Source organism: Nocardia sp. NPDC059229 (assembly GCF_042754165.1).
GTDB lineage: Bacteria > Actinomycetota > Actinomycetes > Mycobacteriales > Mycobacteriaceae > Nocardia.
This window is the reverse complement of sequence record NZ_JBHZAK010000007.1, coordinates 194,101-209,483: the sequence shown is the minus strand read 5'-3', so window position 1 is coordinate 209,483 and position 15,383 is coordinate 194,101. Positions and strand designations below refer to the sequence as shown.

The following is a 15,383-nucleotide window of genomic DNA, read 5'->3' as shown; positions in this document are numbered from 1 at the left end:
GGCTGGCGCTCGCTCGCTCCTCCTCGGGGAGCAGTGGTGACCCCAAGGGCCGAAACCCTTGGAAACCCGTTCCGCCGAGAACGAAGCCCCTGTGGGAATTGGGGATTTCTGGTCGGAGGCCGGGATAGGCGGCGGGTCAGTCGAACTGACCCGCCGTTCGGCCGCTTCCGGGGGGACCGGCGAAAGCCTGTGCCAGGCCCAGCCATTCGCGGGCGTCGGCGCCCACCACGTCCAGGCCGAGATCGTCGAGATGCCGCCGCTGGGTGACCAGCTGGCAGAAGTCCAGGGCGGGACCGCTGATTCGCTGCGCGGCCTCGGCCGGGCCCCAGGTCCAGGCGCTGCCGTCGGGCGCGGTCAGTTCGATCCGGAACTCCTCGGCGGGCACGGTCCTGCCATGCGTCAGGTAGGCGAAGTTGCGGGTCCGTACGCCGATGTGCGCGATATGCCGCAGGCGTGCCGTGGGTTCGCGGGTGACGCCGAGCGTGTCGGCCACGTCGTGCCCGTGCGCCCAGGTCTCCATCAGGCGGGCGGTGACCATGGAGGCCGGGCTCATGGGCGGCCCGAACCACGGCAGCTTGGTGCCCGCCGGAACCGTGCGCAGCGCCTCGACCAGGGCCTCGCGATCCTGCCGCCAGGTCGCGAGCAGTTGCGGCGCAGGGGTTTTCGCGCCCTCCTCGGCGGCCTCGTCGACGAAGGTGAGCGCCTTGGGCAGCGCCGCCTGCACCAGCTTGTCGAACTCGACCGGGTCGGTCGCGGACACCGTGGCGACCTGATCGGTCCAGTTCAGGTGGGCGATCTGATGGGCGATGGTCCAGCCGGCGGCGGGGGTGTCGCGCTGCCAGCCGTCCGGATCCAGGTCCGCGATCAGCCGATCGAGATCGGCGCATTCGGCGGTGAAGTCGGCGAGCAATGCCTCGAGGTCGGCCACCGGGCCAGCATCGCAGCCCCGCCGGAAAAATGCAAGCATGCGTGCTTGATTTCTGGCGGCCCTCGTTCCTGCCTGAAAAAGTGCCGTCTACCAGCCGAAAAGGATCAGATGCACGGCCCCGACCACCAGGCCCAGCACCGCGCCGTGCAGGTACAGCAGCCACGCGTCCTGCTCGACCGAGGCGTAGAACATCTCCATGAACTCACCGGGGGTGAGCTGCTGCAGCTTGCGGGCCGCGAACTCGTCGATCTTCTTGGCCTGGGCGGCCGCGAATTCCGGATCGTCGGCCAGGCTCGGGGCCAGGCCCACCGCGGCGGAGGTCGCGCCGACAGTCAGATTGTCGAACTGCCGCTTGCCGAAGACCGTTCGCACCACCGAGTGGGTGGGCCCGAGCTGGCGGTGGATCTCCTGCGAGATGAGCCGTTCCAGCAGCTGCCGGGTCTTGTCGCCGTTCGGGCCGTCGAGCAGTTCACGGGCCAGGTTGGGCAGCGTCAGCACCTGGTAGGCCAGGATATTGGCGAGATCGGCCGCGGCCTCGGGCTGTCGCTTGGCCAGCAGCGCCTGCTTCCACAGGTACCGGTAGCGCGGCTGCGGGTCGCCCGGCTCGAACACCATCTTGATGGCGATGACATTGACGCTCACGCCGATGGCCGCGGCCGCGGCCAGGATGACCAGCCACGGCGGAATCCAGCCCAGCACCGGAATGCTCTGGTGCACATGCATGTACAGCGCCAGCAGCAGGCCGAAGGGCGCGCCCAGCAGGCCGATGCGGACCATGAACTTCAGTTCCGGCGCGGCGATGGTGGTGGTCAGGTCCTTGAGGATCTCCGGGTTGTCCCGCAGATACCGGATGACGAAGTCCTTGATGTCGATGAGCTGGTCGACATTGTCGCCGAGCTGTTCGAAAGCGCGGCGGGCCAGCGTCGGCAGTTCCCGTTCGATGCGCTGGTAGAGCACATTGCGCACCGACTTGGGCACCGCGCCCCACAGGTCCGGGTTCTCCTTGCTCATGATCTCGTCGACCATGTCCGGCATCTGTTTTCGGCCCACCTCGGCGATGTAGTCGGCAATGCCCTCGAGGTCGAGTTCGCGAATGAAGTCCTTGGGACTGCCGATTCGCATGATGGCCACGTCGACGCAGATGCTGGCCATCTTCTCGGCGCGCGCCGGGATGAAACCCTGGAAGCCGAGCCGCTTTCCGTCGCCGGAGAAGGTGGGCAGCACCTGCACGCGGCGCGGGAGGTAGGGGTAGAGGATCTCCAGGCCGGGCACCCGGAAGCCCTGGAAGTAGACCGGCCAGAACAACATCAGCACGCCGGTCCAGTTGGTGAGCCAGCCGGCGATGGCGCTGAAGATCGGGAAGCTGATCAGATCGACGACGAGTTTGGGCTGGCCGGTCAGCTGTTCCCAGTCGAGGAACAGACCCGAGGCCAGTGTCGTCATAGCAGCGTCCCCCTGTGGCCTAGCTGATGGTGAGAAAACGGACTCCCAACACTCTCATCGGTCCGAGGAGCTGTCAAAAGGTCCTGGCCTGGAAGAACGCGTCGTGTCGCGGGGGTGTCGGCAAGGTCATGCCGACGTGGTCTGCGGTGGGTTCCGGAAGTGGGAATACTGGTCAATCGACCAGCAGATACAGGCAGGAGATCAGCATGTCGCTCGACCGTCGTGGGTTTCTGACCGGCACGGCCGCCACTGCAGCCGGGGTCGCCGCGCTCGCGGCCACCGGTGCGCCCGGCCGCGCCGAGAATGCCCCGGCCACCGGCAAATTCCCGCTCCCCGACGCCGACCACCTGCGCATTCTCGTCACCGGCGACGCGGGCACCGGTGCGCGGCCGCAGTGGCAGGTCGCCGACGCCATGCGGGAACTGCATGCGCGCGAGCCGTTCTCCCTCGCCCTCGGCCTCGGCGACAATGTCTACGAGCAGGGCCCGTGGTCCGACGACGACGCCCAGTTCGCCGCCAAATTCGAGGACCCCAACCACGACCTCGACTTCCCCTGGCTCATGGTGCAGGGCAATCACGACAACTCCTCGATCCTGCCCGGCGACGGCGGCTGGCTGCTGCGCGGCGATCACGAGGTGGCCTATCACGCGCGCTCGGCCCGCTGGTTCATGCCGTCCCGCTATTACTCGGTGCGGATTCCGCAGGAGCAGCCGGTCGTCGAATTCTTCGTGCTGGACCTCAATCCCATCGCCGCCTACCTGCCGCCGCTCTTCCAGCCCTACTGGGCGGCCGACGGCCAGTTCATGACCGAGCAGGCCGCCTGGCTGGACCGGGCCATCGACGAGTCGCCGGCGAAGTGGAAGATCGCCTGCACCCACCACCCGTACCTCAACAACGGGCCGCACGGAAACGCCGGGGAATACGAGGGATTGAGCATCGAGCCGATCGACGGCCGCTATGTGAAGGACTTCTTCGAGGCACACGTGCTGGGCCGGTGCCAGTTCCTGCTGTCGGGCCACGACCACTCGCTGCAGGTGCTCGAACCCAATGCGGCTGCCAAGGGCACCCGGCAGATCATCTCCGGTGCGGCCGCGAAATCGGTGCACGGCGAACCGTCCACGGGTGGCAAGCACACCGCCAACGGCGCGCTGTACGAGAACTACACCGACCTCGGCTTCATGGTCCTGGACCTGACCCCCACGTCCGCCGACCTGGGGGTCTACACGGTCGATCTCTCGAACGGCCGGTCCGCCAACGTCTTCCAGCGTCGGCTCGCGTAATCCGCGAACCGTGCCGGGAGCGTGAGCGGCCTAGGGCTTCAGGACGATCCGAATCGGGTTGCCTTCCTTGGATTCCAGGGAGTGCACGGCCTTGGCGGCATCGGCCAGCGGGACCACGGCACTCACGGAGCGGGAGAAGTCGACCCGGTGCAGCCCTTGCAGTTTCACCAGCTGGGTGACGTGCTCGGGCGTGGACCCGTAATGCCCGCGCAACTGCTGCTGGAAGAAGCTGAACGCGGTGCCGCCGGTGATGGTGATCGGCTTGTCGGTGAGGCCGACCAGCACCAGGCGGCCCTGCGGCGCCAGGCAGACCACCGCCTGCTCGCGCACCGGCGCCACGCCCGCGAAGTCGAAGGCGGCGTTCAGGCCGGTGCCGGTGGCCTCGAACACCTTGCGCCGCAGGTCCGGATCGGCAGGATCGAAGGCCAGGTCCGCGCCGAAGGACAGCGCCCGCTCCCGGGCGGCGGGCAGCGGATCCACCGCGATGATCGGCGCGGCGCCGACCAGGCGCAGCAGCTGCACCCCGTGCGCGCCCAGCCCGCCGACGCCCCAGACGCCCACGGCCTCACCGGGTTTCACCTCGGCGGTGGCGGTGATGGCCGCCCACGGCGTGGACACCGCGTCGGGAATGAAACAGGCCTGCTCGAACGGCAGGTCGTCCGGAATCGGCACCAGGGTGTCGACCCGCGCCAGGGTGTATTCGGCCCAGCCGCCGTCGTAGTCCACGCCGCGGGTGAAGGTGGCCCCATTGCGAAGCTCCCCGGCCTGCAGCACTACGCGATCCCCCACCTTCGCGGTGGTCACTCCCGGCCCGAGCGTGTGCACGGTCCCGGCGACCTCGTGCCCGAGCGTCACCGCATCGTCACGCAGGAACAGCGGCGTCAGCGTGCCGTCGATGAGGTGCACGTCGGAGAGGCATACTCCCGCTGCCTCCACCTTGACCAGCACATGGTCCGGTCCCGGCTCCGGAATCGGCACCTCCTCGAGCTCCAGTCGGCGGTTCGGCCCCAGGTGTAGTCGTGCGGCCAGCATGGTCATCGATGACTCCTCGCGGTATCCGATTCGGGCGGCCCCTCCCCGGCGCCATGGTAGGCCGCACCCGCGCCTGCTCGGGCGGTTTGCCCGAACCGCCGACTTACTCGGTGTGGTGCTCAGTGCACGCTGTCGGCGGGCAGGTGGGCGGTGAGGAATTCGGTGATGATGGCGGTGACCTCGGGGGCGCGTTCGAGCATGGGGACGTGGCCGCAACCGTCGAGGTATTCGGCGCGGTCGGGGCGCAGTCGCGCATTGACCGTGCGCCCGGCCGCGGCGGAGAGGACGCGGTTCTGGTTGCCCCAGATGACGCAGATCGGTGACAAGCCATCGCGATCGGGCCAATCATCGAGTGCCGCAAAGGAAGACAGGTCGCGGACCAGGTAGATCAGTGCCCGCGCCGGGAAACCGGAGGACAGGGGCGCCACGTACGGGCATTCGCGGTAGGCGCGCCGGGTGGTGAACCAGGATCGGGCGGTGCGGCGGGCGACCCAGCGCGGGGTGTGCCAGCCGCTCAGCTTGCGTGCCGTGTCACCCGGCAGCGCTCGGGCCAGGCGTGCCGCCTGCCGCCAATCACCGTGCATGGCAGTGGATTCGGTGAGCGGATTGATCGCCACCACCGCCCGGATCAGCTCGGGATGCCGCCGGGCCAGCGTCAGGCCGACGGCCGAACCGACGCAGTTGCCGACCAGTCCGACCTCGCTGAGCTCATGGTGTTCGATGAACGCGCGGATCAGCTCGGTGTAGCGCTCGAGCGTGTACCCGTCGGCGGGCCGGGAGGAGGCGCCGTAACCGGGCAGATCGACCGCGTAGACCCGGTATGCACGGGACAGCGCCGCGATCTGGGGCGTCCAGATGAGATGGGAGGACCCCGCGCTGTGCAGCATCACCACCGGCGGACCGGATTCCCCCTGCCGCACATACGCCATCCGGGTGCCGTCGAATGTGAAGTCTTCCATGACACTCCAGCACCTTCGTTGCCAGTGTTGGATTCATGGTCCCGCAAACCGGTTCAGTGCGAGCCGATTTCGGTGAGGCCGCGGTCGAGGAAGCGGATCATCCACTCGAAACTGTCCTCGGAGTCATTGCTCCACTGGAAGCCGTCCGACGCCTGCAGGGTGGCGAAGCCGTGGAAGAGGCAGCGCAGCGTGCGCTGGGCGTGCACCATCTCCTGCTCGCCGACCCCGTATCCGCGCAGCACCGCCGCCATGGATTCCAGCACCCGTGCGCCCGACTGCAGCAGCGGATCATCCGGCCCGGTGAAGGTGGCGCCGACCGTCGCGGTGTACCGGCCCGGATGCTCGACCACGTAGTCGCGGAAGGCATTCGCGAAGGCGGCCAGGGCCGCACTGCCGGAGAGCCCGTGCATGGCGTCGCGGACCCGCTGGTCGACTTCGGTCATGGCGAGCGCGGCGATGGCGTGCTGCAGGTCGGCCAGGCTCTCGATGTGCTTGTACAGCGAGGGGGTACGCACCCCGAGCCGCTGCGCGAGGGCCCCGAGTGCCAGATTGCCGAAACCGACCTCGTCGGCGAGGGCGGCCCCCGCGGCGACGACGTCGGTCCGGCTCAAGCCCACCCTAGGCATGATGTTCCTTCAGGAACGGCAGGATCAGCTCGGCCACCCGGTCGGCGGCCTCGAACTGCGGGTAGTGGCCGGTGCCCTCGACCAGGCCCAGGCTGCCCAGTCCGGCCGGCAGGGCGGCGACGATGCGCTGGCCTTCGGCCTCGGGGCTCGGGAAGTCCGGATCGGCGGTGCCCATGATGATGAGCGCGGGCTGGGTCACATTGGGCACCTGGGCTTCCGCGTCCGCGGGGGTCGACTGCCCGGTCTTCATGAATTCGGCGAACCGGCCCGGCTCGCGCAGCTTGGCCGCGACCTCGGCCAGGTAGTCGTCGAGGTCGGCGGGCTTGGTCGGGATGGCCACCTTCAGGTACTTCAGCCACTGGCCGAGGCTCTTGAACATCATGGTGCCCATCAGCGGGATCATGCCGCTGCGGTGGCGGGAGTTGGTGAAAAGCGCTGCGATGTCGGCCTTCTGGGTCAGCGTGAACGGGTTGATCTCGACAATGGCCCGCACCAGGTCCGGCCGCTGCGCCGCCGCGATGGTGGCCGACCCGCCCGAGAGCGAGTGGCCCACCACGATGGCCGGTCCGCCGCCCAGCTTCTCGATGACCGCCAGCAGATCATTGGCGACATCGGTGCGGCTGATGGCCTCCTTGCCGGTGACCGACGCCCAGCCCATGCTCGACTCGCCGTGGCCGCGCATATCGGTGTTGACGACCCGGTACCCGGCCGCCGCCAGCAGCGGCATCAGGTGCCGGTAGGCATTGCGATCGACCCCCATGCCGTGCGACAGCACGACCAGCGGACCCTCACCCATCTCGTCGTAAGCGATCCGGCCACCGTCGATGTCCACGTACTGCGTCATGGTCTTTCACTCTCTGGGAGTAGCTAACTGCGATAGCTATAAAGCTAATCTCTTTAGCTGAAGCCGTCAACCCCTATCCGGAAAATCGGTCCGCCCGGCGTGGCGCACCGCGTTCTAGCGTTCGGCCGCGGTCCGCAGGTTGGCCAGCCAGGCCTCCAGTCCGGCGCCCAGGAATTGGGTCGAGGTCGGCACATCCGTCTCGACCTGGGCCCCGTTCCAGTTCTCCTCGGTGCGCACCAGCACGCCGCCGTCGACCGGGGTGAAGGTCCAGACGTGAATGCCGCCGTCGATGCTCACCCCGTCGCCGACCGCCGGCCCGCTCCAGCGGATGCACCGGCCGGCCTGCACCTGCTGGACCGTGGAGGTGATGGTCAGCGTGGTCGCGGGGGTGGTGGCGGTGGCGGGAGCCGGTGTGGTCCAACGGAATTGCGAGCCCGGCTGCAGCCGTCCCGCATCCAGGTGCCGCATGCTGGTCACGGGCTGCCGCCAGGACGGCCACCCCTCGACGTCGGTCTGCAGATTCCAGATGGTGTCCAGCGGCGCCTTGATCAGCGCCTCGGTGCGGTAGTGGATCGGTGCGGCGGTATCGATGCTCTGCCCCGCGCAGGTCAGCGGTGAGGTATCCGCCGCAGTCCATCGGCGAGCGCGGGCGCCACTGTGGCGCAACCGATTCCGGCGGTGAGGACGATCGCGAGCAGGGCGGATTTCCGGCTGACGTTCATGGTTCTGCTCCTCTGTGTCTCCGCGACTGTTAGTCACTATCGCGTTAGTTAGAGGTTATAACTGCGAATGGTAAGAGGCAAGCGCGAAAGTGATAACCTCTAACTGGCTGGAGAATCGCAGCTGGAGAGGGGTACTCCATGACGGAGCCCGAGGTGAAGAGCCCGCGCGACCGCTATCGCGAGCAGATGCGGGCCGAGATCAAAGAGTGCGCTTGGCAGCAGATCGCCACGGCGGGAGCGTCGGCGCTCTCACTCAATGCGATCGCCAAGCAGGTCGGCATGAGCGGCCCCGCCCTCTACCGCTACTTCGCCGGCCGCGACGAGTTGATCACCGCACTGGTCCGGGACGCCTACCGAAGCCTCGCCGACACCCTCCGAGCCGTGCGCGACTCCGGTGTGACCGGACTCGCACACGCCATCCGGGAGTGGGCCCTGACCGATCCCCAGCGGTACTTCCTCATCTACGGCACCCCCGTCCCCGGCTACCACGCCCCCGCGGACACCACCGAGATCTCCGACGAGATCATGACCTTGCTGGTCGAAGCCTTCTCCGCACTGCCCCAAGCCAATTCGACGACACCACTCGCCGCCGATCTCCCCCCGGCCGCGCGCCGCGCCCTGTCCTTCTGGACCCGCCTGCACGGCGTCCTCTCCCTCGAGCTCGCCGGCCACTTCAACGGCATGGATTTCGACCCCGCTCACCTTTTCGCCGCGGAGCTCGACTCCCTGATAGCGCGCTGACCAGCTAGTTTTCGTTGGTGACGGCGTCGCGTGGCTGTGATGTTCGTGCGACGTCTGCGAGTTCGTTCGAATGTCTGTGCACGGCTTCGGATTCCCGACTGTAGGGCCGGTACAGCAGGGACATGAACACGGCGTTGGCGAAGGTCACTGCCACGACGACGTAGAGGAGAGTGGCTTGCAGGCCGATGCGGTCGCCGAGGTAGCCGATGATCAGGGTGCTGATCGCCCAGCCGGCTGATTCCGCACCGAGCATCAGTGAGAATGCCGCGCTGCGGAGTTCTGGTGCGGTGACGGCGATGAGTATCGGGCGGTTGCAGCCCGGGACGAAGCCCTGGGTGAGTCCGACGACTGTGAAGATGGCGCCGTAGATCCACAGCTCGCTCCAGGGAACCTGGGTTCCGAGCGCGGCGGCGGCGGCCCACAGCGCTACCGCGGACTGCCACAGTGCGAGCCGGCCGGTGCGGGGCAGTATCCGTTGGACGTAGTCGCCGAGAAATCCGCCCAGCACCGTGCCCAGCAGATACGACAACATCGAGAAGGGGGCGATCAACGCGGCATCGGCGTTGCTGAATCCGCGGGTACCGACCAGGAATACGACGCCGAAGCTCATGAAGGCCAACTGGGTGTTGAACAGTCGCTGTACCAGGATCAGCCGCAAGGTGCGCCCGGCGAGCAGCTGCCGTGCTTGCGACAACCCCAGCGTGGTTTGCGGGACGGTAGGCCCGTCGGTTGCGCCGATGTGGGGGTCTTCGAAGAAACGCCACACCAGCAGGCCGGCTGCCACGGTGACAGCTCCCGCGGCGAAGAAGCCGTAGCGCCAGCCGTCGTCCAGGCGCGAGAGTTGGCCCAGTGCTGGTGCGACGAGCGCGCCGACCACTGCGGCGCCTCCGTAGAGCAGTCCGGCAGCGCGGCCACGGTGGCTGTCGTCGAACAGATCGGCGAGCAGGCCGTTGATCAGTGGCCCGCCGGCAGCGAATCCGATGGCTGCGATGGTGTACAGCACCAGAAGCTGGGTGAAGTTCTGCGACAGCCCGGCGGCGCAGGACCACAGGCCCCAGAGTCCGCAGGTTGTCACCAGGACGGTTTTGCGGCCGAATCGCTGGGCGACCAGGACCCAGACCGGCCCGAAGATCATTGTGACGATCTTGCTGATCGCCACCAGCACACCCAACGCCGACAGCGGCAGACCCAGTGCGGTTCTGATGGCCGGGAACAGGGTGGACACCACGCCGGCTTCGCTGTTGTCCATGCTGATCAGCCCGCTGAGCAGGGCCAGTTGCCGCCAGCGGCGCGGGGAGCCGGGCAAGTCGAGGTCGGCGGATGCCGCCGGGGCGGGAGAGGAGGTCATGAGAGAGGCCGGCCAGATCGCATGGTCCCGCCCGTCGATGACTCCATGCAGCGCTCCTCGGGTGTCCGTGTATTAGACTAGTGGCATACGAGAGTACTCAACAAATGGAATACTTGCTATAGGTGAGAGGGCTTGCCGATGAAGCTCGAGCTGCTGTTGCTCGGAGTGCTGGGTATGGTCCCGGCGACCGGCTACGACTTGAAGAAGTTCTTCGATACTCATGGGCGGTTCATGCGCTCCAATACCCAGATGAGTCAGGTGTATCGCGCGTTGTCGCGGCTCGCCGACGAGGGTTTGGTCACCTACGAGGTCCAGGAGCGGCCCGGTCCGCAGGACGCGAAGACATATCATCTGACCGCCGAAGGAATGACGGTCTTTCTGGATTGGCTCACCGGTCCCTACAACCCTCCGACGAAGTTCACCGATCCGGAGTTCCTAGCCCGGATGAGCTTCTCGGGATTCATGACCAGGGAACAGCTGCTACGACTGGTCGAGACCGAACTTGCCGCGCGCCTTGACCAAGTGGCGCTCTTCCGCGGTCGCGATCGAACCCTGCCGCAGGTATCGGAGTTCCCCTTCGACCGTGACCTGGGCATCGCCATGACAGAGCAGTTGCACAGGTGGGGGGCCGAGGACATCGATATCCACATCGCCCGCTTGGAGGCGTTCCGGGACGATCTGCGGGCGGGCCGGTTCCCGGCGGGCTGTTGAGCGATGTTCGGCGAGCTCCGGCCCGGCTGCGGCGATTGAGGTTCGGAGCTCGAGCACCCGCCAACCGCCACCGGGTTGGCGACGGCGTTGTCGCGGGTGCTCGAGCGTATCAGCGGCCGGATCCGTGTCCGCAGCGATGCCTCACAGTGTCGCCAGCTCGTCGGCGAGGGTGCGTAGTACCGGAGCCGAGACCAGGGTTGTCGAGATTGCGGCCAGGTCGAGCAAGGCCATTGGACCCAGGAACTGCAGCATTTCGGTATTGGTGACGGCGGGCACATGGCGTCGCAGCACCTCACACGCCGAGGGGTCGTCGAGCAACGCCTGCAGCGGGGTGTGCACCGACAGCCGGCTGGTCGGGAAGTCGGCCGGGTTCGGCAGCGGGGTCGCCGCCAGTTCGGCCTGGGCGCGTTGCTCGCCGGCCAGCAGGTGCTGCGAGCCGACCGGGCCGTCGGCGGGCAGGCCCAGCCGCGCAAACTGTGACGGCGGTGCGTCGGTGGCGCGCATCGCCTCCACGAGCAGGCCCGCCATCCGGGTCTCCACCTCGTCGTCGACGAGCGGGCGTAGCTGGTAGGGGTCGGTGGCCAGGTCGAACAGCAGGGTCCCGTGCGAGTAGGGATTGATCAATGCGCCCGCGTTGGTGCGCAGGGTGCGCAGGCCTTTGGTGAAGGTGAACGGCTCGGCCAGCTCTGCCTCACGCAGCTCGTCTATGCCGAATCGGCCCTTCATGTGGGTGGGCATCAGCGTGTGCTCGTGCAGGGGCGTGTTGTCCGGCGCCGATGGCGCACGCATGTAGACGTAGCGGCCGTCGGTCACGTTCACGTGCCCGCCGTGCATACCGAACAGAGCCGCGGTGCGCACAGGTGTGTCGTCGGCGGTGGGAAGTGGGGAGCCCTGCATGTCCGGCGGGATCGGCACACCGAAATAGTCCAGCAGTGTCGGCGCCAGATCGATTGTCTGAACCAGCGCGCGACGATGCTCGCCGCCCGCGGCAGTGCGGGGATCCCATACGAACAGCGGCAGGTGGACCAGCTCGTTGTACCAGGGCTGTACCGACTTGCCCCACCATCCCCGTTCTCCCAGCAGGAAGCCGTGATCGGTGTTGACGATCAGCAGGGTGTCGTCCCAGAGGTTCAGCTCGTCCATCATGTCCAGCACCCGCCCCAGGGAACGGTCGCACATCGACAACAGGGCGGCGTACTCGAAGCGCGCGTGCGCGACCTGTTCGTCGGTTTCGACGACACGCTTGTAGTCCGGCCAGTCGAAGTGCGGGCCCGAATACTCGTGCGGGTACAGGTCCTTGTAGTGCTGGTGGCTGAAGAACGGTTCGTGCGGATCGAAGGTTTCGATCTGGACGAACCAGCGATCGGAGGCGGCATTGGTCTGGATGAACTCCAGTCCGGCATCGAAGGTCAGCGTCTGCGGATGGCGGTCCTCGGTGGCCATGTGTGCGCGGTTGACCCAGTCCTGGCGGAACCCTCCATACCGCATTCTCTTCAGGTTCTCCGGGATCTCCGGATCGGCGACCTGCCCCTTCCATGGATCGCCTTCCTGGCCACGGAAGAACTCCCAGGTGCTGTAGCGGTTGTGGTAAGTGGCGCCGCCGTCCTCCCAGTAGTGGTAGTGATCGCTGGCCAGGTGTGTGTGGACGCCGTTCTGCTTCAGCAGCTCCGGCATCGAGTCGTCGAACGGCTCGAGCGGTCCCCAGCTCCGATGCAGGCAGTTGTAGCGACCGGTGTGGATTTCGCGTCGCGCCGGCATGCACGGCATCGAGCCGGCATAGGCGTTGTCGAAGGTCACGGCCCGTTGTGCCAGTCGCGTGAAGTTCGGGGCATGGGTCCAGTCGCAACCGTAGGGCGGCAGCATCCGGCGGTTGAGGCTGTCGAACATCACCATGATCGCCTTCACGGGCGCTCTCCTCTCCCGCACACGAGGTGCGGAGCTGTGTGTCGAGGGTGTTCCACCCAGGATATTCCACTTGTGTCATAGTCGCCACTGCGAGTTGCCGATGCGCCCCGGGGCATCAGCGCACTTTGACCGGCAGCACCGCGAATGCCCCGACCACCCCGATCACCGCGACGGTGGCATACAGCGCGGCATAGCCGCCGAAGCAGCTCACGACGGCTGCGGCGAGCGCAGGGGCTATCGCATTGGGCAGAGCGGCAGCGATGTTGAGGATGCCCAGGTCCTTGGCCGCACCGGAGCGCTGATCGGGTAGGACCTGAGTGGCCAGCGCCTGGTCCACCGAGATGAAGATGCCGAAGCCGATGGACAGTACGGCGAACGAGACCACGATTCCCGGGACCGTGGCGGTGAGCGCAGGTATCAGCGCCGCCGCAGCGACCACCAGGCCGCCGGCGAGCACGATGGGCTTTCGGCGGCCGATGCGATCGGAGACCATACCCGAGAGTGCGACGGCCAGAACGAATCCGGGCGCACACACCAGGGCGATCATGGGGGTGAGATTCGTGGCCTGGTCACGGCTGAGCCCGATGTAGTCCTGCAACACATACAGCTGGAACGTGTGGATCATGGCGTAGCCCCCGAACAGCAGGAACCGGCCCGCGAAGACCCAGAAGAAGTCGGGGTGGCGTGCCGGGCTGACCCACAGCCCCTTCAGTGATGACCCGGTGGGGCTCGCGCCTTCCGTGGTGGCGGCTCGGTTGTCGGTATCGGGATTGCGCAGGATGAACGCGATCGTGATCGCCAGCAGCAGTGTCGCGGTGACCGCGTAACCGAGCGGGATTCTGGTCGCGAACCTCGACCCGATCACTGGCACGAGCATGCCCCCCGCGATGGTCCCGAGTCCGAACAGGGAGGAGTAGCGGCCACGCCGGTCGACCGGGATGCGATCGGGCTGGATTGCCGACAGGGGCCCGGCGAGGGTGTGGAACCCGATGTGCACCAGCACGGCCGAGGCGATCAGCCAGGGCACCGACTGCGACATGCCGGTTGCCACGAGGGCCGGAGCGCCGATGGCGGCGCCGATGAGCAGCCACGGCGTGCGCGCGCCGTGGCGGGTCCGGGTGCGGTCGGACATGATGCCGACCAGCGGCTGGACCGCGATGGAGACGACTGCGACGACCGTGTGGACCAGGGCGAGCTTCTCGAGCTTGTGCACCGGATCCAGGGTCTGGATCTGCAGTGCTGAGAAGTAGGCGGTGATACCGAACGCGAGTTGCGGCACCGCTGCTGTGAACGGCGCCCAGACGAAGAGTCGGCGCAGCCGCGCGGGCGAGGGCGGGACCGTGGCCGGGGTCGCGTCGGCGGCGGGGTCGGGGTCGGTGGGTTGAGCGGGGGCCGGGTGGCACATTCGGTTCCTCGGGATCGGTGCGGGAAGCTGGATCGGTTGACGTCCTATATGACTAGTGCCATAGTGAGAGAGTACTCAACTAGTGGAATGCCTGGCGCGGGATTCGCCGAGAGTGCGCACCGCATCCGCATCCACGGAGATCTGAAAAACCTTTCACTGCAAGGGAACTCATCGAGGAGGCGACATGGCGCGACTCGCGCGCGGATTCCTGTGGGGGGCTGCGACCTCTCCGCATCAGACCGAGGGCAACAACCTCAACAGCGACTGGTGGCTACAGGAAAACGGCGTGGCGTCGTTCCTGCCCGAACGAAGCGGAGACGCGGTGGACAGCTATCACCGCTACCGCGAGGACATGACGTTGCTCGCCGACGCCGGGCTCAATGCCTATCGGTTCGGTGTCGAGTGGGCACGCATCGAGCCGGAGCCGGGAAAGTTCTCGCGCGCGGAACTCGATCACTATCGGCGCATGATCGATACCGCCATCGAACTGGGTCTCACCCCGGTGGTCACCCTGCACCACTTCACCAATCCGCGGTGGTTCGCCGAGGCGGGCGGCTGGATCGGCCGGGACGCGGTGGATCGATTCGCCGACTACGTCACTGCCGTGTCGCCCCTGCTCACAGACGTCGGGTGGGTATGCACCATCAACGAATCCAACATGGTCGCGGTGATGGCGGATGTTCGTCGCATCCTGACCGAGATGGACTCCGAGGTGCTGGCGCGACTCGCCGCGGGTGAGCTGCCCACACCGAGTGAGGAAATCGGCACCACCCTCATCGCCGCGCACCACGCCGCGCGGGAGATCCTGCGGGCAAACACCCGCGCCGCGGTCGGATGGTCCGTCGCCCAGCAAGCGTTCACAGCGGAACCCGGCTGTGAAGCGCAACTGGCGGCGGCCAACTGGATATGGGAGGACATGTACCTCGCTGCGGCCATCGACGACGACTTCATCGGCACACAGAACTACACCGGTCGCAGCGTCGGTCCCGACGGCCCGCGCCCGCACCCGCAGCACCCGGACAACACGCTCACCGGGTGGGCCTACCGCCCGGACGCACTGGGGCTCGCGGTCCGGCACGCCTGGACCGTCACGGCGGGTACGCCGGTGCTGGTCACCGAGAACGGCATCGCCACCGCCGCCGACGACCGCCGCATTGCCTTCACCACCGAGGCGCTGAGCCAGCTGCACGCCGCCATCGACGACGGCGTCGATGTGCGGGGTTATCTGCACTGGTCGGCCCTGGACAACTACGAATGGGGCCGATGGGACCCGACATTCGGGCTGATCGCCGTCGACCGCGACACCTTCACCCGAACCCCCAAACCCAGCCTCGCCTGGCTCGGCGACCTGGCGCGAGCCAACCGTCTACCAGAGCCCGCGACACCCGCCGAGTCGGGTTCCACGCATGGCCGGTGACGGCGGCCACGGCAGGTGCTGT

At 67.3% G+C, this 15,383-nt stretch carries 14 protein-coding genes; 4 read left to right on the top strand and 10 right to left on the bottom strand.

Annotated features, from left to right (window positions below):
- Positions 1-136: 136 nt before the first annotated feature.
- The gene (locus tag ACFXHE_RS18460; RefSeq protein WP_379384483.1) at positions 137-928 is read right to left on the bottom strand and encodes a TIGR03084 family metal-binding protein; all 792 of its coding nucleotides are present in this window, start codon (positions 926-928) and stop codon (positions 137-139) included.
- A gap of 87 nt (positions 929-1,015) precedes the next feature.
- Positions 1,016-2,371, bottom strand: a complete 1,356-nt coding sequence (locus ACFXHE_RS18455) for a hypothetical protein (RefSeq protein ID WP_379384482.1) — start codon at positions 2,369-2,371, stop codon at positions 1,016-1,018.
- A gap of 206 nt (positions 2,372-2,577) precedes the next feature.
- On the opposite strand from ACFXHE_RS18455, the gene ACFXHE_RS18450 reads away from it, so the two are divergent.
- Positions 2,578-3,651, top strand: a complete 1,074-nt coding sequence (locus ACFXHE_RS18450) for a metallophosphoesterase (protein WP_379384481.1) — start codon at positions 2,578-2,580, stop codon at positions 3,649-3,651.
- Positions 3,652-3,681: 30 nt separating this feature from the next.
- On the opposite strand, the gene ACFXHE_RS18445 is transcribed toward ACFXHE_RS18450, so the two are convergent.
- The 5 genes from ACFXHE_RS18445 to ACFXHE_RS18425 form a co-directional block, all read right to left on the bottom strand.
- A complete protein-coding gene (locus ACFXHE_RS18445) occupies positions 3,682-4,689 on the bottom strand; it encodes a zinc-binding dehydrogenase (RefSeq protein WP_379384480.1) in 1,008 nt (335 codons plus the stop codon).
- A gap of 113 nt (positions 4,690-4,802) precedes the next feature.
- Complete coding sequence (locus tag ACFXHE_RS18440; RefSeq protein WP_379384479.1) at positions 4,803-5,642, bottom strand: alpha/beta fold hydrolase; 840 nt, start codon at positions 5,640-5,642, stop codon at positions 4,803-4,805.
- A 53-nt stretch (positions 5,643-5,695) separates the two neighbouring features.
- Positions 5,696-6,268 carry a TetR/AcrR family transcriptional regulator gene (locus ACFXHE_RS18435; protein WP_379384478.1) on the bottom strand — a complete coding sequence of 191 codons (573 nt, stop codon included), beginning with the start codon at positions 6,266-6,268 and terminating at the stop codon, positions 5,696-5,698.
- Positions 6,261-7,112 (bottom strand): alpha/beta fold hydrolase, encoded by an 852-nt coding sequence (locus ACFXHE_RS18430; RefSeq protein WP_379384477.1) that lies wholly within the window; start codon positions 7,110-7,112, stop codon positions 6,261-6,263. The genes ACFXHE_RS18435 and ACFXHE_RS18430 overlap by 8 nt, the downstream gene beginning before the upstream one ends.
- A gap of 114 nt (positions 7,113-7,226) precedes the next feature.
- A complete protein-coding gene (locus tag ACFXHE_RS18425) occupies positions 7,227-7,778 on the bottom strand; it encodes an SRPBCC family protein (protein ID WP_379384476.1) in 552 nt (183 codons plus the stop codon).
- Positions 7,779-7,972: 194 nt separating this feature from the next.
- Between ACFXHE_RS18425 and ACFXHE_RS18420 the strand changes: the two genes are divergently transcribed.
- On the top strand, positions 7,973-8,575 hold the full coding sequence (locus tag ACFXHE_RS18420) for a TetR/AcrR family transcriptional regulator (protein WP_379384475.1): 603 nt from the start codon (positions 7,973-7,975) through the stop codon (positions 8,573-8,575).
- A gap of 4 nt (positions 8,576-8,579) precedes the next feature.
- On the opposite strand, the gene ACFXHE_RS18415 is transcribed toward ACFXHE_RS18420, so the two are convergent.
- Complete coding sequence (locus ACFXHE_RS18415; protein WP_379384474.1) at positions 8,580-9,923, bottom strand: MFS transporter; 1,344 nt, start codon at positions 9,921-9,923, stop codon at positions 8,580-8,582.
- A 138-nt stretch (positions 9,924-10,061) separates the two neighbouring features.
- On the opposite strand from ACFXHE_RS18415, the gene ACFXHE_RS18410 reads away from it, so the two are divergent.
- The gene (locus ACFXHE_RS18410) at positions 10,062-10,634 is read left to right on the top strand and encodes a PadR family transcriptional regulator (RefSeq protein ID WP_379384473.1); all 573 of its coding nucleotides are present in this window, start codon (positions 10,062-10,064) and stop codon (positions 10,632-10,634) included.
- Between the two features lie 141 nt (positions 10,635-10,775).
- On the opposite strand, the gene ACFXHE_RS18405 is transcribed toward ACFXHE_RS18410, so the two are convergent.
- On the bottom strand, positions 10,776-12,539 hold the full coding sequence (locus tag ACFXHE_RS18405) for a sulfatase (protein WP_379384472.1): 1,764 nt from the start codon (positions 12,537-12,539) through the stop codon (positions 10,776-10,778).
- Between the two features lie 115 nt (positions 12,540-12,654).
- Entirely contained in the window at positions 12,655-13,944 is a 1,290-nt protein-coding gene (locus ACFXHE_RS18400) for an MFS transporter (RefSeq protein WP_379384471.1), read from the bottom strand.
- Between the two features lie 184 nt (positions 13,945-14,128).
- On the opposite strand from ACFXHE_RS18400, the gene ACFXHE_RS18395 reads away from it, so the two are divergent.
- Complete coding sequence (locus tag ACFXHE_RS18395) at positions 14,129-15,361, top strand: glycoside hydrolase family 1 protein (RefSeq protein ID WP_379384470.1); 1,233 nt, start codon at positions 14,129-14,131, stop codon at positions 15,359-15,361.
- Positions 15,362-15,383 lie beyond the last annotated feature (22 nt).